The sequence below is a fragment of the Aeromonas molluscorum genome (assembly GCF_051376105.1).
Classification (GTDB): Bacteria; Pseudomonadota; Gammaproteobacteria; order Enterobacterales; family Aeromonadaceae; genus Aeromonas; species Aeromonas molluscorum.
In genome coordinates, this window is record NZ_JBPQCY010000003.1 from 57,501 (window position 1) to 75,818 (window position 18,318).

The window sequence follows — 18,318 nt, forward strand, 5'->3', positions numbered from 1 at the left end:
CGGGCCGTCAGTCGCTGCAACAACCAGGATAGCGCCATCCATCTGGGCAGCACCGGTGATCATGTTCTTAACGTAGTCGGCGTGACCCGGGCAATCTACGTGCGCGTAGTGACGGGCAGCAGTGTCGTATTCTACGTGGGAGGTGTTGATGGTGATACCACGCTCACGCTCTTCCGGCGCCTTGTCGATCTGGTCGAAGGCGAAAGCTTTACCACCGAAGTGCTTGGCCAGCACGTTGGTGATGGCGGCGGTCAGAGTGGTTTTACCGTGGTCAACGTGGCCGATGGTGCCGACGTTTACGTGCGGTTTGTTACGTTCAAATTTTTCTTTAGACACGACGTAGTCCTTCTAGGTTAAACCCGCCTACCGTCGTAGGCGGGGAATCTTAAATTACTTGGATTTGCGCTCTTCGATGACTGCCTGAGCCACGTTGTTCGGGGCGTCGGAGTACTTAGCGAATTCCATAGCGTAGGAAGCACGACCTTGGGTAGCGGAACGCAGCGCGGTCGCATAACCGAACATCTCGGCCAGCGGCACCAGAGCACGTACGATCTTGCCGGACGGGCCATCTTCCATACCTTCGATCAGGCCACGACGACGGTTCAAGTCACCGATAACGTCGCCCATGTAATCTTCCGGAGTCTCAACTTCGACCTGCATAACAGGCTCAAGCAGAACCGGCTTGGCTTTCATGTAACCAGCTTTGAAGGCCAAGGAGGCTGCGATCTTGAACGCCAGCTCGGAAGAGTCGACATCGTGGTAAGATCCGTAATGCAGACGTACGCCGATATCCATTACTGGATAGCCTGCCAGCGGGCCGGATTTGAGCTGCTCACGCAGACCCTTATCAACACCTGGGATGTATTCACCAGGAATCACGCCACCTTTGATATCGTTAACGAATTCATAGGTTTTGCCAGCTTCCAGCGGGTACATGTCGATGATGACGTGACCATACTGACCACGACCACCAGACTGCTTGGCGTGCTTACCTTCGATATCCTTGACGGTTTCACGAATGGTTTCACGGTAGGCAACCTGCGGTTTACCAACGTTCGCTTCAACCTTGAACTCGCGACGCATACGGTCAACGATGATGTCCAGGTGCAACTCACCCATGCCGGCGATGATGGTTTGACCAGATTCTTCGTCAGTCCAAACACGGAAAGACGGATCTTCCTGCGCCAGACGGCCGAGTGCCAGACCCATCTTCTCTTGGTCAGCCTTGGTTTTCGGCTCAACCGCGATGGAGATTACCGGCTCCGGGAATTCCATACGCTCAAGGATAATCGGTGATTTTTCGTCACACAGGGTGTCACCAGTGGTCACATCTTTCAGACCGATGGCAGCAGCGATATCACCTGCGCGAACTTCTTTGATCTCTTCACGCTTGTTGGCATGCATCTGAACGATACGGCCAAAACGCTCACGCTTCTCTTTGACGGAGTTCATCACGGAGTCGCCGGAGTTAACCACACCGGAGTAAACGCGGAAGAAGGTCAGGTTGCCCACGAACGGATCGGTAGCAATCTTGAACGCCAGAGCAGCAAACGGCTCGTCATCAGAAGCATGACGCTCGTCTTTGGTCACGCCATCCAGCTTCAGGCCGTCGATAGCAGCAACGTCGGTCGGTGCCGGCAGATAATCAACAACGGCATCCAGCATGGCCTGTACGCCCTTGTTCTTGAACGCGGAGCCACAGGTAACCAGGATGATTTCGTTGTTCAGAACGCGCAGACGCAGAGCAGTCTTGATCTCTTTCTCGGTCAGCTCTTCGCCGCCCAAGTATTTTTCCATCAGCTCTTCAGAGGCTTCAGCAGCAGCTTCAACCAGGTTCAGACGCATTTCTTGCGCCTGCTCCAGCAGCTCGGCCGGGATCTCTTCGTAATCGAAGGATACGCCCTGATCTGCTTCGCTCCAGTTGATGGCTTTCATCTTTACCAGGTCGATAACGCCCTTGAAGTTCTCTTCTGCACCGATGTTCAGTTGCAGGGGAACAGGGACGCCTTTCAGACGGGTTCTGATGTGCTCAACGCAGCGCAAGTAGTTAGCACCGGTACGGTCCATCTTGTTGACGAACGCGATACGGGGAACTTTGTACTTGTTAGCCTGACGCCATACGGTCTCAGACTGTGGCTGTACGCCACCTACGGCACAGTACACCATCACGGCACCATCCAGAACACGCATTGAACGCTCTACTTCGATAGTAAAGTCAACGTGGCCGGGGGTATCGATGATGTTGATACGGTGCGGTTCATACTGTTTACCCATGCCGGACCAGAATGCGGTAGTCGCAGCAGAGGTGATGGTGATTCCACGCTCTTGTTCTTGTTCCATCCAGTCCATGGTGGCGGCGCCATCATGCACTTCGCCGATCTTATGGCTAACACCGGTGTAGAACAGTACGCGTTCGGTAGTAGTAGTCTTACCGGCGTCGATATGAGCGGAGATACCGATATTACGATAGCGCTCAATGGGGGTTGTACGAGCCATTGTCATCCTCTTACTAAGGAGCTTGTCCCTAGATAATTGAAGGTGCGCAGGATCTTTAGCAGACCCTGCGCAAGCGGATTACCAGCGGAAGTGAGCGAAGGCTTTGTTCGCTTCAGCCATACGGTGAACGTCTTCACGTTTCTTGACAGACGAACCCTTATTGTCAGCGGCATCCAGCAGCTCGCCAGCCAGGCGCTGAGCCATTGATTTTTCACCACGTTTACGAGCGGCATCAACCAACCAACGCATTGCCAGGGCATTGCGACGTACCGGGCGAACTTCTACCGGCACTTGATAGGTTGCACCACCGACACGACGAGATTTAACCTCGACGGACGGACGAATGTTGTCCAGGGCTTCTTCGAATACGGCCAGGTGATCTTTGCCAGATTTGGTGGCAATGATGTCCAGAGCACCGTATACGATGGCTTCGGAAACAGATTTCTTACCGTCAACCATTACTACGTTGACAAATTTAGCCAGCAGCTCTGATCCGAACTTAGGATCCGGCAGGATTTTACGCTGACCAACAACACGACGTCTTGGCATTTCAAATTCTCCGTAACTTCAGGGGTTACCCAAAACTAGAAAGTTATCTAACTAGAAACGAATTAACGTTTGGCCTTACTTAACGGAGAACCATTAAGCTTTCGGACGCTTCACGCCATACTTGGAGCGAGATTGCTTACGGTCTTTAACACCGGCACAGTCCAACGCACCACGAACGGTGTGATAACGAACACCTGGCAAATCCTTGACACGACCGCCACGGATCAGAACAACGGAGTGTTCCTGCAGGTTGTGACCTTCACCGCCGATATAGGAGGTGACTTCGAAGCCGTTGGTCAGACGAACACGGCACACTTTACGCAGTGCAGAGTTAGGCTTCTTTGGGGTGGTGGTATATACACGAGTGCACACGCCACGCTTCTGAGGGCACGCTTCCAGCGCAGGCACGTTGCTTTTTTCAACGAGCTTAGTGCGTGGCTTGCGAACCAACTGGTTAATAGTTGCCATCAAAAGGCTCCTGATAATGACTTCATAAACATGTGAAAAATCCTCCCCGCAGATACGGGGACGCGAAATTTTATGCCCTGTCGCTGAGGGAGTCAAGATTTATACAATCCGTGCCGTAAAAGGACACAGTTCCTGACAGCGATGTAGAGCCAAACTACTGAGTTATAACAATTAATGTTGACGCTAGCATGACCATGAATGCGGCGAACCTTCAGCCTCAATCAGAGCCACCAATCCCGTCATGGTTAGGGATAACCCGGATCCCTCCCCCAAACCGCGGGCCAGTAAATCCTCATTCATCACATAGAGCCGCTCATCGGCCAATTTGGCCTGCCAGAGCGGGCTGACGGCTGCCACCACCGCATCTTGCATCAACACCAGGGCATCCCCCTGGTTTCGGTATTGCAACGCCTGCTCCAGATCCTGGGTCAGGAAGGGCGAGCTCATTATCAAATGGATCATAACCCCTCTCAGAAGCTCAGATGAATGGCATAACTGGCCCAAATCCGTGTCAGTTCTGCTCTGGGCAAACAGCGGGCCTCGATGATGAGGTCGTCTGGCTGCAGGCCGCGCTCAGAGAGCGAGTCAGCGCAGACATAGAGCTCCTCCACATCATAGAGCTCCAACAGCTTGAAGGTAGGGGCATAATGACGCTGCAGTATGGTTTGCGGTCGTTGATCGCGTACCAACTGCAAGACCCCATCCTCGATAAGAAACAGGGCGAGTGACTCGGTCAAGGCGGAGCTGGCCAGCAGGGCATCGAGTCCTTCTCTGCCCGCCGCCGAACCATGGGGTCCCCGCCTGCCGATAAAGGCGATCTTGTTCATACCCCTCCTAAAATTGCACGAAGCGATCTGCGGTCAACGCCGCTTCTGCCAGCTGCCCAAGACCACTCAGACAGAAGGGTTCGCCCAGATTGAAGTGTGCTTTGCCCACCTCGGATGCCTGTGTCTCGTCCAGCACGCCACGGCGCATGGCCGCCGCCACACAGACATCGATACGGATCCCCTGCTCAATGGCCAGCTCGGCCCACAGGGGCACCAAATTCACTTCGTCGGACGCGGGAGCATGCAGTTGATTGCCGTTACTCACCCCGTCTTGATAAAAGAACAGGTGAGACAACTGGTGACCTTCTGCCAGCAAGGCGCGAGCGAAGCGGTAGGCCGTGCTGGCAGATTGGCTACCATAGGCAGGTCCCGTCACCAGCAGGGCAAAACTCAGACTCATAGCCATTATTCCCAAGAGGTAGCCCATCGCAGAGCCACAGACAAAAAAGCCCCTCCGGGAGGGGCTCATCACAGCGATGCCGGATCAGAGATGGGCTATCGCTTCCACTTCAACCAACACATCTTTCGGCAGACGGGCCACTTCCACACAGGATCGCGCAGGCGCCGAATCGCCGAAGTAACGGGCATAGACCTGATTGAAGGCCACGAAGTTGTTCATGTCACTCAGGAAACAGGTGGTCTTCAGCACCTTGCTGGTATCGGAGCCAGCCGCCTTCAATACGGCAACCAGGTTTTTCATCACCTGTTCTGCCTGTTGCTCGACGCCACCACTGACAATCTCCATGGTGCTCGGATCGAGCGGGATCTGGCCAGAGGTGAACACCAGCTCACCCAGCTTGGTACCCTGTACATAAGGGCCAATCGCGGCGGGAGCCTGTTCGGTTGCGATTACTTCTTTAGCCATTCATCTGTCCCCTTCTAGACGCTTACTCGCTCTCATCTTCACCCTGCTTGCGTTGACGGATGTAAAGATAGACGGTGTGTTTGGAAATATTAAGTTTGTCGGCGACCAGATTGATCGAATCCTTGATATCGAATATGCCCTTCTCGAACAGCTGGGTCACGATAAAACGGTTCTTGGCATTGTTGGCCACGGTCGGATCGCGATTGATCTCGTCGATGGTGTTATCCACCGTCTGGGCGACCAGCTCCTCGACGCTGTTGGCGAAGGTCTCTGGCGACTGGCGCTCGACCTGCTGCGGGGTCGGGAAGAACTCGGCCACGAACTCGTGAAAAGGCGCATTGATATGCAGGTTGATACAGATAAGGCCGATCACCTGCTTGTCGCTGTTGCGAATGGCAATGGTGATCGATTTCATCAGCGCACCGGTACGACTACGCGCAAAGTAACTTTGCGTGTACTCCTGGCCGGCATTCTCTATGTCCTTGAGCATACGCAGGGCCAGATCCGTGATCGGCGCCCCCTCGTTGCGGCCCGTGTTGAAACCATTCGCAATCTTGATCACCGACTCGTGCAGATTCTCCAGGGAGTGAAGGACTACCTCACAGTGCTTGCCGAACAACTCGGCCAAGCCCTCGATCAGCCCCTCATAGGAGCGCAACAATTCCCTGTCTTCGTCTGTAAAAGTGCGGCTGACCAGCTGTTCTTCGGGAAGCATTACATCCTCGATACCGACAGTCATCTTTTACCCCTGTAATCACGTGAACTGATCCGAGTTTTCAATTGCGCACTGGCAATGTCAACTTTTTTTGATTTTTTGCTCTATAACCTTGCACTGGATCATCCCCTGCCCCAGCCCGGTGCAAGCTGGCCGACGAATAGCTAACAAAAAGGGCTCCCTGAAGGAGCCCTTTTTAATCACTGCAGCTGAAGATTACTCTTCGTCAAAACTACCGGATGCATTGAGCAGATCCGCCAGGTTTTGCTGAGCTTCATCGGCTGTCACCTGCGGTACACCGACAGCACGAGCTGCGGCGGCACGCTGGTTGATCCGGCTGTGGTGGTAGGCAAAGCCAGTACCAGCCGGGATCAGACGACCCACGATCACGTTCTCTTTCAAGCCACGCAGTTCATCACGCTTGCCGCCAACGGCCGCTTCGGTCAGAACACGGGTGGTTTCCTGGAAGGAAGCCGCGGAGATGAAGGACTCGGTGCTCAAGGATGCCTTGGTAATACCCATCAGAATATGACGGAAGGTGGCCGGGATCTTACCCTCGGCAACCAACTTACGGTTGGCAATCTTGACGCGGGCCACTTCAACCTGCTCGCCTTCGATAAGATCGGTGTCACCAGCGCTCAGGATCTCGCACTTACGCAGCATCTGACGAACGATGACTTCGATGTGCTTGTCGTTGATCTTAACGCCTTGCAGACGGTAAACGTCCTGCACTTCGTTGGCGATATAGTTGGCGACCGGGCTGATACCGCGCAGGCGCAGGATATCGTGAGCAGACTCAGGACCGTCCGCCAGCACTTCGCCCTTCTCAACTTTTTCACCTTCGAACACGTTCAGGTGACGCCACTTCGGAATCATCTCCTCGTAGACGTCGCCACCATCGGTCGGGGTGATAACCAGACGGCGTTTGCCCTTGGTCTCTTTCCCGAAGGAGATGGTACCGGAGATCTCGGCCAGGATAGCCGGTTCCTTCGGAATACGTGCTTCGAACAGATCCGCAACGCGCGGCAGACCACCGGTGATGTCCTTGGTACCACTGGATTCCTGCGGGATACGCGCTACCGCGTCACCCACACCCACGTTGGCACCATCTTCCAGGTTCACGATCGCCTTGCCCGGCAGGAAGTACTGGGCGGCTACATCGGTACCCGGGATCATGACATCTTTACCGTTCAGGTCGACCAGTTTCACGGTCGGACGCATCTCTTTACCGGCACTCGGACGCTCGTTGACATCCAGTACGACGATGGAAGAGAGACCGGTCAGCTCGTCGGTTTGACGGGTGATGGTCACCCCATCGATCATGTGTTCGAAGTCCAGACGACCTGCTACTTCGGTGATGATCGGGTGGGTATGCGGATCCCAGTTAGCCACGGTTTCACCGGCAGTCACTGCCTGGCCGTCTTTCACTTCCAACACGGAACCGTAAGGCAGCTTGTGGCTTTCCTTGGTACGGCCCATCTCGTCCATGATGGTCAGTTCAGTAGAACGTGAGGTGATAACCAGCTTGTCGGCACTGTTGAGAACGAACTTGGCGTTCTGCAGCTTGATGCTACCGGTGTTCTTGACCTGGATGCTGCTCTCGGCAGCAGCTCGGGATGCGGCACCACCGATGTGGAAGGTACGCATCGTCAGCTGGGTACCCGGTTCACCGATGGACTGGGCGGCGATAACACCGACAGCCTCACCCTTGTTGACCAGGTGACCACGGGCCAGATCGCGACCGTAGCAGTGTGCACAGTTACCGAAGTCGGTCTCACAGGTGATGGCAGAACGTACCTTCACGCGGTCGACGGAGTTGCGTTCCAGCAGATCACACAGATACTCGTCAAGCAGAGTATTGCGCGCTACCAGGATCTCGCCCTCTGTACCCGGCTTGATCACATCATCAGCAACCACACGACCCAACACGCGCTCACGCAACGGTTCGACCACGTCGCCACCTTCGATCAGCGGAGTCATCCACAGACCTTCGATGGTGCCGCAATCGTCTTCGGTGATGACCATGTCTTGGGCAACGTCAACCAGACGACGCGTCAGATAACCGGAGTTAGCCGTCTTCAGTGCGGTATCCGCCAGACCCTTACGAGCACCGTGAGTGGAGATGAAGTACTGGAGTACGTTCAGACCTTCACGGAAGTTCGCCACGATCGGCGTTTCGATGATGGAGCCATCCGGCTTGGCCATCAGGCCACGCATACCGGCCAGCTGACGGATCTGGGCGGCGGAGCCCCGCGCACCAGAATCGGCCATCATAAAGATGCTGTTGAACGACGCCTGCTCTTCCTCTTCACCCAAGGAGTTGACATCACGCTCTTTGGACAAGTTCTCCATCATGGCCTTGGAGACGCGCTCGTTGGCGCTGGCCCAGATATCGATAACCTTGTTGTAGCGCTCGCCCGCGGTCACCAGACCGGACAGGAACTGGTCCTGGATCTCGGCAACTTCGGCTTCGGCAGCGGCGATGATGTCTTTCTTGGCATCCGGGATGACCATGTCATCGATACCAACGGAAGCACCTGACAGGGCCGCATAATGGAAACCGGTATACATCAGCTGGTCAGCGAAGATGACGGTGTCCTTCAGGCCCTGCTTGCGATAGCAGGTGTTCAGCAGACGGGAGATGAGCTTTTTACCCAACGCCTTGTTGGAAACGCTCTTGATCCAGTTCTGCGGATTGGCATCCAGATCGGCCTGCTCTGCAGCAGTCAGCACCTTCGGCTCGTCGATCAGCGCGTATTCCATGCCTTTGGGCAGGATCAGGCTCAGGATGGCACGACCAATGGTGGTGTTCTTCAGCTCGGTATGCTCAACCAGCGAGTCATCTGCTTGACGCAGATATTCGGTGATACGCACTTTGACACGAGCGTGCAAATCGGCCAGACCGGCGCGATAGACCTTCTCGGCTTCTTTCGGGCCGGCCAGCACCATACCTTCGCCCTTGGCGTTGATACGGGCACGGGTCATGTAGTACAGACCCAAGACCACGTCCTGGGAAGGCACGATGATCGGCTCACCGGAGGCAGGTGACAAGATGTTGTTGGTAGACATCATCAGGGCACGGGCTTCCAGCTGGGCTTCCAGGGTCAGCGGTACGTGGACCGCCATCTGGTCGCCATCGAAGTCGGCGTTATAGGCGGCACAGACCAGCGGGTGCAGCTGGATGGCTTTACCTTCGATCAGGGTCGGTTCGAATGCCTGGATACCCAGACGGTGCAGGGTCGGTGCACGGTTCAGCAAGACCGGGTGTTCGCGGATCACTTCGTCCAGGATATCCCAAACGACAGCTTCTTCACGCTCCACCATCTTCTTGGCGGCCTTGATCGTGGTCGCCAGACCGCGGGTCTCGAGCTTGCCATAGATGAAGGGCTTGAACAGCTCAAGTGCCATCTTCTTCGGCAGGCCACACTGATGCAGGCGCAGGGTCGGACCTACTGTGATAACGGAACGACCAGAGTAGTCGACACGTTTGCCCAGCAAGTTCTGACGGAAACGACCTTGCTTACCCTTGATCATGTCGGCCAAGGATTTCAGCGGGCGCTTATTGGAACCAGTGATGGCACGGCCACGACGGCCGTTATCCAGCAGGGCATCCACGGACTCTTGCAGCATGCGCTTTTCGTTGCGCACAATGATGTCCGGGGCGGCCAGGTCCAGCAGACGCTTCAGGCGATTGTTACGGTTGATCACACGACGGTACAGATCGTTCAGATCTGAGGTCGCGAAACGGCCGCCGTCCAGCGGTACCAGCGGACGCAGGTCCGGCGGCAGCACAGGCAGCACTGTCATGATCATCCACTCCGGCTTGTTGCCGGACTGCAGGAAGGCTTCCATCAGCTTCAAGCGTTTGGTGGTCTTCTTGCGCTTGGTCTCGGAGTTGGTTTGATCCAGCTCCTCGCGCATGGTTTTGACTTCGCCTTCCAGATCGATGGCACGCAGCAATGCAAGGATTGCCTCGGCACCCATCTTGGCGTCAAATTCGTCGCCCCACTCTTCCAGTGCGTCCAGATAGTTCTCTTCGGACAACATCTGGCTGCGCTCGAGGTTGGTCATGCCGGGTTCGATAACCACATAGGATTCGAAATACAGCACGCGCTCGATGTCACGCAGGGTCATGTCCAGCAGCAGACCGATACGGGACGGCAGGGACTTCAGGAACCAGATATGGGCAGTCGGGCTGGCCAGCTCGATATGGCCCATGCGCTCACGACGGACCTTGGTCTGGGTCACTTCTACGCCACACTTCTCGCAGATCACACCACGGTGTTTCAGGCGCTTGTACTTGCCGCACAGACACTCGTAGTCCTTCACCGGTCCGAAGATACGGGCACAGAACAGACCATCACGTTCCGGCTTAAAAGTCCGGTAGTTGATGGTCTCAGGCTTTTTGACTTCACCGAATGACCAGGAGCGGATCATGTCAGGAGAGGCCAGACCGATCTTAATACTGTCAAACTCTTCGGTCTTAGTCTGAGCCTTCAAAAACTTGAGTAAGTCTTTCACGTGTTTCCCCTGTCAGGAGTCTAACCTCGGCGCCCCTGCTGCCAAAGCAGCGGGGCGCCCACGTCAATTTTCGAACAATAAGAGCGAGCTCTTACTCTTCGTCCAGCTCGATGTTGATACCCAGAGAGCGGATTTCCTTCAACAATACGTTGAAGGATTCGGGCATGCCCGGCTCCATACGGTGGTCGCCATCCACGATGTTCTTGTACATCTTGGTACGGCCATTCACATCGTCAGACTTGACGGTCAGCATCTCTTGCAGAGTGTATGCCGCACCGTAAGCCTCCAGGGCCCACACTTCCATCTCACCGAACCGCTGACCACCAAACTGCGCCTTACCACCCAGCGGCTGCTGGGTAACCAGGCTGTAGGAACCGGTAGAACGCGCATGCATCTTGTCGTCTACCAAGTGGTTCAGCTTCAGCATGTACATGTAACCCACAGTGACCTTGCGCTCAAAGGTGTTACCGGTACGGCCGTCGAACAGGGAGATCTGACCGGATTCCGGCAGGTCAGCCAGTCTCAGCAAGGCCTTGATTTCGTGCTCTTTGGCACCATCAAATACAGGCGTGGCGACTGGCAGACCATTCCGCAGGTTTCCAACCAGGGTACGCACGTCGTCGTCAGACAGCTCGGCGATGTCAACTTGCTTGGTATCCTTCTCGCCCAGGTCATAGACCTGTTGCAAGAATTCACGCATCTCATGCAGTTTGCGCTGCTCTTTGATCATGCGATCGATCTTCTCGCCGATGCCCTTGGCCGCGAGGCCCAAATGCACTTCGAGGATCTGACCGATGTTCATACGAGATGGTACACCCAGCGGGTTCAGTACGATGTCGACCGGACGGCCGAACTCGTCATGGGGCATATCCTCGACCGGGCAGATCTTGGAGATAACACCCTTGTTACCGTGACGACCAGCCATCTTGTCACCCGGTTGGATGCGACGCTTGACTGCCAGGTAAACCTTGACGATTTTCAGTACGCCCGGCGCCAGATCATCACCCTGGATAATCTTGCGACGTTTGTTTTCGAACTTCTTGTCGAAGTCGGCGCGCAGCTCGATGTGCTGTTCGGCAATCTGCTCCAGTTCGATCTGCTTGGCTTCATCTTCGATGGCCAATTCAAACCACTTGGTGCGATCCAGCTTGTTCAGACGATCTTCGCTGTAACCGGCAGCCAACAGCAGGTTGCGAGTACGGCCAAACACACCGTCTTCCAGGATCTTGAACTCTTCGGTCAAGTCCTTCTTCGCTTCCTTCAGCTGCATCTCTTCGATTTCTTTGGCGCGCTTGTCTTTTTCCACGCCATCGCGGGTAAAGACTTGCACGTCAACCACGGTACCGTACACACCGTTCGGCACACGCAGGGAGGAGTCCTTCACGTCGGACGCCTTCTCACCGAAGATGGCGCGCAGCAGCTTCTCTTCCGGCGTCAGCTGGGTTTCACCTTTCGGCGTTACCTTACCAACCAGAATGTCGCCACCCTTCACTTCGGCACCCACGTAGACGATACCGGACTCATCCAGCTTGGACAGTGCGGCTTCACCCACGTTCGGGATGTCGGCAGTGATCTCTTCCGGACCCAGCTTGGTGTCACGGGAGATACAGGCCAGTTCCTGGATATGGATGGTGGTCAGGCGATCTTCCTGTACCACGCGCTCGTTTACCAAGATCGAATCTTCGAAGTTGTAACCGTTCCACGGCATGAAGGCGACGCGCAGGTTTTGGCCCAGCGCCAGTTCGCCCAAGTCGGTAGACGGGCCATCGGCCAAGACGTCACCGGCCATCACCGGCTCACCCAGCATCACGCAAGGACGCTGGTTGATACAGGTGTTCTGGTTAGAACGGGTGTACTTGGTCAGGTTGTAGATGTCGATGCCGGCTTCGCCTGGCAGCAGCTCATCTTCATTGACCCGCAGCACGATACGGGAGGCATCGACATAGTCGATCATGCCGCCACGCTTGGCCACGACGGTTACACCGGAGTCAACGGCTACGGCGCGTTCCATACCTGTACCTACCAGCGGCTTGTCGGCACGCAGGGTCGGCACGGCTTGACGTTGCATGTTCGAACCCATCAGGGCTCGGTTAGCATCATCGTGTTCCAGGAAGGGGATCAGGGCCGCTGCCACAGAAACAATCTGCTGCGGGCTCACATCCATATACTGGATCTGATCGGCGTTCATAAAGGTGGATTCACCTTTGTGGCGGCATGGGATCAGTTCATCTTTGAGGCGACCATCTTCGGACGCGGCCGCATTGGCCTGAGCGATGACGTATTTGCCTTCTTCGATGGCAGACAGGTAATCCACTTCGTCGGTGATCAGACCGTCGATAACCTTGCGGTACGGAGTCTCGAGGAAACCGTACTCGTTGGTACGTGAATAGACTGACAGCGAGTTGATCAGACCGATGTTCGGACCTTCAGGGGTCTCGATGGGGCACAGACGACCATAGTGAGTCGGGTGCACATCTCGAACTTCAAAGCCGGCGCGCTCACGAGTCAGACCACCTGGGCCCAACGCAGAGATACGACGCTTGTGGGTCACTTCGGACAGCGGGTTGTTCTGATCCATGAACTGGGACAACTGGCTGGAACCGAAGAACTCTTTGACGGCGGCGGAGATCGGTTTGGCGTTGATCAGATCCTGCGGCATCAGGGTATCGAGGTCGCCCAAGGACAGACGCTCTTTCACCGCACGCTCAACACGGACCAGACCGACGCGGAACTGGTTCTCGGCCATCTCACCGACGGAACGGATACGACGGTTACCCAGGTGGTCGATATCGTCCACCTCGTCATTGCCGTTACGGATGTCGATCAGGCGCTTCATGACTTCGACGATATCGTCTTTGGTCAGCACACCAGCGCCAGTCTCATCTTCACGGGACAGACGACGGTTGAACTTCATCCGACCTACGGTAGACAGGTCGTAACGCTCGGAAGAGAAGAACAGGTTCTCGAACAGCTGCTCTGCCGCTTCGCGGGTAGGCGGCTCGCCCGGACGCATCATGCGATAGATTTCGACCAGCGCTTCCAAGCGGTTGGAGCTGTTGTCGATACGCAGGGTCTCGGACATGTAGGCACCGTGATCCAGTTCATTGGTGAACAGAACCTCGAAGTGCTTGAAGCCGGCTTGGGACAGGTTGGCGACCGCTTCCAGGCTCAGGGCCTGGTTGGCAGTGACGACCATTTCGCCAGTCTGGGGATGTGCGTAGTTCTTGGCGACAACTTTGCCAACAACGTACTCCACCGGCACCTCAATCTGGGTGATGGCGTCTTTTTCCAGCTGACGGATATGACGTGCAGTCACACGACGACCGGTCTCGACGACTACAGTGCCATTAGCAATGATGTCGAAGGTCGCAGTTTCGCCACGCAGACGCTCGGGCACCAGATCCATCATCAACTTGCCATCTTTCACTTCGAAACCGATGGTCTCGAAGAAGGTGGCCAGGATTTCTTCGGAACTGAAGTCCAGGGCGCGCAGAATAATGGACGCTGGCAGTTTACGGCGACGGTCGATACGGACAAACAGGTTGTCTTTTGCATCGAACTCGAAGTCCAGCCAGGAGCCACGGTAGGGGATAACGCGAGCGTTATACAGCACCTTACCTGATGAATGAGTTTTGCCTTTATCGTGGTCGAAGAAGACGCCCGGGCTGCGGTGCAGCTGGGAGACAATGACCCGCTCGGTACCATTGATAACAAAAGTACCGTTTTCGGTCATGAGCGGAATTTCGCCCATGTAAACTTCTTGTTCCTTGATATCTTTGACGGTGCCGGCAGCTGCTTCACGGTCGTACAGAACCATACGAAGCTTGACACGCAGCGGCGCGGAGTAGGTCACTCCACGGATCTGGCATTCTTTTACGTCAAATACCGGCTCACCCAGGCGATAGCTGACATACTGAAGCTCAGCACTACCGGAGTAACTGGTGATCGGGAAAACGCTACGGAAAGCGGCCTCTAGGCCATATTCACCTTCCGGGTCAGCCTCGATGAACTGCTTGAAGGAGTCCAGCTGAATGGACAACAGATAAGGCGTGTCCAGTACCTGGTCTCGCTTACCGAAGTCCTTACGAATGCGTTTTTTTTCGGTATAAGAGTAAACCATAGGGTTCCTCAGCTCGCTGATAAGTGACCCACTCTGTCCCGCAGGACAGCTCTGTCTCAACACCGTTTTGTATTGACCGGGGCGATAATGCGGCCCGGGTTGCTGGTGCACCGAGAGTCGCAAACGGTGTGAAAATGCTCTCAGTCTACAGCGCAAAAAGGCTGGTGAATAAAATTCACCAGCCTTGCCTGTTTTATCAGGCTAATCTACATGAATGCAGATTATTTGACCTCAACAGAAGCACCGGCAGCTTCCAGCTCTTTCTTCAGAGCTTCAGCTTCGTCTTTGGAGATGCCTTCTTTCAGGTTGGCCGGAGCGGCTTCAACCAGATCTTTGGCTTCTTTCAGGCCCAGGCCGGTAGCAGCACGAACGGCTTTGATGACGGCAACTTTGTTGGCGCCAACAGCAGTCAGAACTACGTCGAATTCGGTTTTCTCTTCTACTGCTTCAGCAGCCGGACCGGCAGCAACAGCAACAGCGGCAGAAACACCGAACTTCTCTTCCATAGCTTCGATCAGCTCAACAACTTCCATTACGGACATGGAAGCAACGGCTTCGATGATTTGGTCTTTAGTGATAGACATGACAAAAATTCCTGATGTTGAATAAACTCAAACAACCTAAATAGGTAAGAATCAAGCAGCAGCTTGCTTCTGATCGCGGACAGCAGCGATAGTACGAACCAGCTTGCCAGCAGAGGCTTCCTTCATGGTAGCCATCAACTTCGAGATTGCTTCGTCGTAAGTCGGCAGTGTAGCCAGACGATCAATTTGTGCTGCGGCGATAAACTCACCGTTAAAAGCGCCAGCCTTGATTTCGAACTTTTGGTTCGCTTTGGCAAACTCTTTGAACAGACGAGCAGCAGCGCCCGGGTGTTCGTTAGAGAAAGCAATCAAGGTCGGACCAGTCAATACGTCGTTCAGGCACTCGTATTCGGTACCTTCTACCGCGCGACGCAGCAGGGTGTTACGCACAACGCGTATGTACACACCAGCTTCACGAGCGGTTTTACGCAGGACGGTCATCTTGTCTACAGTGACGCCGCGAGAATCGGCAACAACTGCGGACAGTGCGCCTTTGGCAGCTTCGTTGACTTCAGCAACAATTGCCTTTTTGTCTTCGAGTCCTAATGCCATTGGCTTAGCTCCTGGATTGAATCTGGGCCACCGAGACCCAGAACTGATACATCCCTCTGTGAACAGAGGAAACGATGCGGTGGCAGGATTCCAGAAGAGAAAATTTTCTCGCTGGGTTTCCGGCACCGTCTACGCAGGAAATATTAAGGCGTTACCGCCTCCTGCGGTCTTGGACGGAGGTCGAAACCCCCAACCAATCAAGGCGCAAAATTATAGATTAAATTTTGCACCTTGTAAAATCCATCAATTAACCCTGAGCTTCCAGAGAAGCTTGGTCTACAGCAACACCGGCACCCATGGTGGTGGAGATGCTGACTTTCTTGATGAAGATGCCTTTGGCGGAAGAGGGCTTGCCTTTTTTCAGGGCAACCAGCAGCGCTTCCAAGTTTTCTTTCAGCTGAACTTCGTTGAAAGAAACCTTACCCAGAGTGGTATGGATGATACCATTCTTGTCATTGCGGTAGCGGACCTGACCGGCTTTGGCGTTCTTGACGGCCTCGGCAACGTTCGGGGTCACGGTGCCCACTTTCGGGTTAGGCATCAGGCCACGCGGGCCTAGGATCTGGCCGAGTTGACCAACTACGCGCATGGCATCCGGGGATGCGATCACGACGTCGAAGTTCATCTCGCCTTTTTTGACCAGCTCAGCCAGGTCGTCCATACCAACCAGTTCAGCACCGGCAGCTTTAGCAGCTTCGGCGTTGGCACCCTGGGTGAATACGGCAACGCGAACGTCACGACCGGTACCGTGCGGCAGCACAGTGGCGCCACGGACGTTTTGGTCGGATTTACGAGCGTCGATACCCAGGTTGACAGCAACGTCAACACTTTCAACGAACTTGGCAGTAGCCAGTTCTTTCAGCAGGGCAATGGCTTCGTTGATGCCGTACTCTTTGGTACCGTCAACTTTTTCGCGAATAACGCGCATACGCTTGGAAATTTTAGCCATTGTCTTAATCCTCCACTACCAGACCCATGGAACGAGCGGAGCCTGCGATGCAACGTACTTTTGCATCCAGATCGGCACCAGTCATATCCGCATCTTTGGTCTTGGCAATTTCTTGCAGCTGAGCAACAGTCACCTTACCAACCTTGTCTTTGTTCGGCTTGGCGGAACCAGACTGGATACCAGCAGCTTTCTTCAGCAAGAAGGCAGCAGGCGGAGTCTTGGTTTCGAAGGTGAAGGAACGGTCACTGTAAACGGTGATCACGACCGGAGTCGGTGAACCTTTTTCCAGCTTCTCTGTGCGGGCGTTGAACGCTTTACAGAATTCCATGATGTTGACGCCGTGCTGACCCAGGGCCGGACCGACGGGGGGGCTTGGGTTGGCACTGCCAGCTTTAACTTGCAGCTTGATATAAGCTGTGACTTTCTTAGCCATTAGAAAAATACCTCAAAAATGGGTTCAAACGCCTCGGAGACATGCTCCTGCAAACGGCTCCCCAGCTAATAAAGGGGCAGCGAATTATAGAGATATTCGCTGCCCCTGACAACCGTTAAACGTACAGAATTCAATCAGCCTTTTTCGACCTGACCAAAATCCAGTTCTACCGGTGTTGAACGACCGAAGATCAGAACAGAAACCTTCACGCGGCTCTTTTCGTAATCCACTTCTTCGACAGTGCCGTTGAAGTCAGCGAAGGGACCATCGGCAACCCGTACCATTTCACCTGGTTCAAACAGAGTCTTGGGACGCGGCTTGTCGTGGGAATCTTGCAGACGATTGAGGATGGCATCCGCTTCTTTGTCGGAAATCGGTGCCGGGCGATCGGAGGTGCCTCCGATGAAGCCCATTACACGCGGCACGTTACGTACCAAGTGCCAGGTGGTTTCATCCATCAGCATCTGAACCAGCACATAGCCCGGGAAGAACTTGCGCTCACTCTTACGCTTCTGGCCGGCACGCATCTCGACCACTTCCTCGGTCGGCACCAGCACTTCGCCAAACATCTCTTCCATGCCATGCATCTTGATATGTTCGCGCAGGGATTTCGCAACCCGGCCTTCATAGCCGGAGAATGCCTGTACGACATACCATCTCATACGTTGTTCACGTTGTTCAGTCATGGCTAATCCTTACACACCGGTAATCAAGTTGACCAACCAGACCAAAGCGCCGTCCAGAAGGAACAACAGCAAGCCCATGATGGCAGTAACCGCCAGCACAATCAGCGTTGTCTGAATGGCTTCCTGACGGGTTGGCCATACGACCTTGCGGACTTCCAGGCGAGACTCACGGGCAAAAGCCAGTGTTGCCTTACCCTTGGTGGTTTGCAGGGCTACCGCACCAGCGGCAGCAATGACAACGACCACACCCAAGGCGCGGACGGCAGCGAGCACATCGTGCAGCAGGTAATTACCCACTACAGCGGCCGCCAGGATGATGAAAACCAGGCCCCAAAGCAGGGTATCCTTGCTTCCGCCCTGATTCTCAGAACTCACATTCATACAACCTACCTGTATCTGACATTACTAAAGACACAAAAGCCCCGTACGAGACGAGGTGCATGGCAGGGGCGGAGGGATTCGAACCCCCAACCATCGGTTTTGGAGACCGCTGTTCTACCAATTCGAACTACGCCCCTGCATAAGAAAGCCCCTATTATAGGGGCTTTGCTTT

At 54.8% G+C, this 18,318-nt stretch carries 17 protein-coding genes and 1 tRNA gene (1 of these 18 cut by a window edge); all 18 read right to left on the bottom strand.

The features are described 5' to 3' along the window. A protein-coding gene (gene tuf, locus ACSMDR_RS19455; RefSeq protein WP_042644447.1) for an elongation factor Tu crosses the window boundary here: on the bottom strand, positions 1–336 show its 5' end (the start). Its footprint begins 849 nt before the window's first position; 336 of the gene's 1,185 nt are visible here — the first part of the coding sequence; it begins with the start codon at positions 334–336; its stop codon lies beyond the left edge, outside the window. A 54-nt stretch (positions 337–390) separates the two neighbouring features. Then, entirely contained in the window at positions 391–2,496 is a 2,106-nt protein-coding gene (gene fusA / locus ACSMDR_RS19460; RefSeq protein ID WP_005901836.1) for an elongation factor G, read from the bottom strand. Between the two features lie 78 nt (positions 2,497–2,574). After that, the gene (gene rpsG, locus ACSMDR_RS19465; protein ID WP_005901834.1) at positions 2,575–3,045 is read right to left on the bottom strand and encodes a 30S ribosomal protein S7; all 471 of its coding nucleotides are present in this window, start codon (positions 3,043–3,045) and stop codon (positions 2,575–2,577) included. A gap of 93 nt (positions 3,046–3,138) precedes the next feature. Beyond that, positions 3,139–3,513, bottom strand: coding sequence for a 30S ribosomal protein S12 (gene rpsL / locus ACSMDR_RS19470; protein WP_005901832.1), 375 nt, complete (start codon positions 3,511–3,513; stop codon positions 3,139–3,141). Between the two features lie 183 nt (positions 3,514–3,696). After that, on the bottom strand, positions 3,697–3,975 hold the full coding sequence (gene tusB / locus ACSMDR_RS19475) for a sulfurtransferase complex subunit TusB (protein WP_005901830.1): 279 nt from the start codon (positions 3,973–3,975) through the stop codon (positions 3,697–3,699). Positions 3,976–3,983: 8 nt separating this feature from the next. Further along, the gene (tusC, locus tag ACSMDR_RS19480) at positions 3,984–4,340 is read right to left on the bottom strand and encodes a sulfurtransferase complex subunit TusC (protein ID WP_436469401.1); all 357 of its coding nucleotides are present in this window, start codon (positions 4,338–4,340) and stop codon (positions 3,984–3,986) included. A gap of 7 nt (positions 4,341–4,347) precedes the next feature. After that, entirely contained in the window at positions 4,348–4,740 is a 393-nt protein-coding gene (tusD, locus tag ACSMDR_RS19485) for a sulfurtransferase complex subunit TusD (RefSeq protein ID WP_005901828.1), read from the bottom strand. 84 nt (positions 4,741–4,824) lie between these two features. Next, positions 4,825–5,205 (bottom strand): RidA family protein, encoded by a 381-nt coding sequence (locus tag ACSMDR_RS19490; protein WP_005901827.1) that lies wholly within the window; start codon positions 5,203–5,205, stop codon positions 4,825–4,827. A 22-nt stretch (positions 5,206–5,227) separates the two neighbouring features. Then, positions 5,228–5,944, bottom strand: a complete 717-nt coding sequence (locus ACSMDR_RS19495; RefSeq protein WP_040319155.1) for a helix-turn-helix transcriptional regulator — start codon at positions 5,942–5,944, stop codon at positions 5,228–5,230. Between the two features lie 192 nt (positions 5,945–6,136). Further along, complete coding sequence (gene rpoC / locus ACSMDR_RS19500; protein ID WP_005901824.1) at positions 6,137–10,441, bottom strand: DNA-directed RNA polymerase subunit beta'; 4,305 nt, start codon at positions 10,439–10,441, stop codon at positions 6,137–6,139. 91 nt (positions 10,442–10,532) lie between these two features. Beyond that, complete coding sequence (gene rpoB, locus ACSMDR_RS19505; RefSeq protein ID WP_436469402.1) at positions 10,533–14,561, bottom strand: DNA-directed RNA polymerase subunit beta; 4,029 nt, start codon at positions 14,559–14,561, stop codon at positions 10,533–10,535. A 221-nt stretch (positions 14,562–14,782) separates the two neighbouring features. Next, positions 14,783–15,145, bottom strand: coding sequence for a 50S ribosomal protein L7/L12 (gene rplL / locus ACSMDR_RS19510; protein WP_005901822.1), 363 nt, complete (start codon positions 15,143–15,145; stop codon positions 14,783–14,785). A gap of 51 nt (positions 15,146–15,196) precedes the next feature. Continuing rightward, on the bottom strand, positions 15,197–15,697 hold the full coding sequence (rplJ, locus tag ACSMDR_RS19515; protein WP_005901820.1) for a 50S ribosomal protein L10: 501 nt from the start codon (positions 15,695–15,697) through the stop codon (positions 15,197–15,199). Between the two features lie 247 nt (positions 15,698–15,944). Then, positions 15,945–16,646 (bottom strand): 50S ribosomal protein L1, encoded by a 702-nt coding sequence (gene rplA, locus ACSMDR_RS19520; protein ID WP_005901818.1) that lies wholly within the window; start codon positions 16,644–16,646, stop codon positions 15,945–15,947. Between the two features lie 4 nt (positions 16,647–16,650). Continuing rightward, entirely contained in the window at positions 16,651–17,079 is a 429-nt protein-coding gene (rplK, locus tag ACSMDR_RS19525) for a 50S ribosomal protein L11 (RefSeq protein ID WP_005901816.1), read from the bottom strand. A 134-nt stretch (positions 17,080–17,213) separates the two neighbouring features. After that, positions 17,214–17,765, bottom strand: coding sequence for a transcription termination/antitermination protein NusG (nusG, locus tag ACSMDR_RS19530; RefSeq protein ID WP_005901813.1), 552 nt, complete (start codon positions 17,763–17,765; stop codon positions 17,214–17,216). 9 nt (positions 17,766–17,774) lie between these two features. Further along, complete coding sequence (gene secE, locus ACSMDR_RS19535) at positions 17,775–18,146, bottom strand: preprotein translocase subunit SecE (protein ID WP_005901810.1); 372 nt, start codon at positions 18,144–18,146, stop codon at positions 17,775–17,777. 60 nt (positions 18,147–18,206) lie between these two features. Beyond that, a tRNA-Trp gene (locus ACSMDR_RS19540) sits at positions 18,207–18,283 on the bottom strand. Between the last annotated feature and the right edge of the window lie 35 nt (positions 18,284–18,318).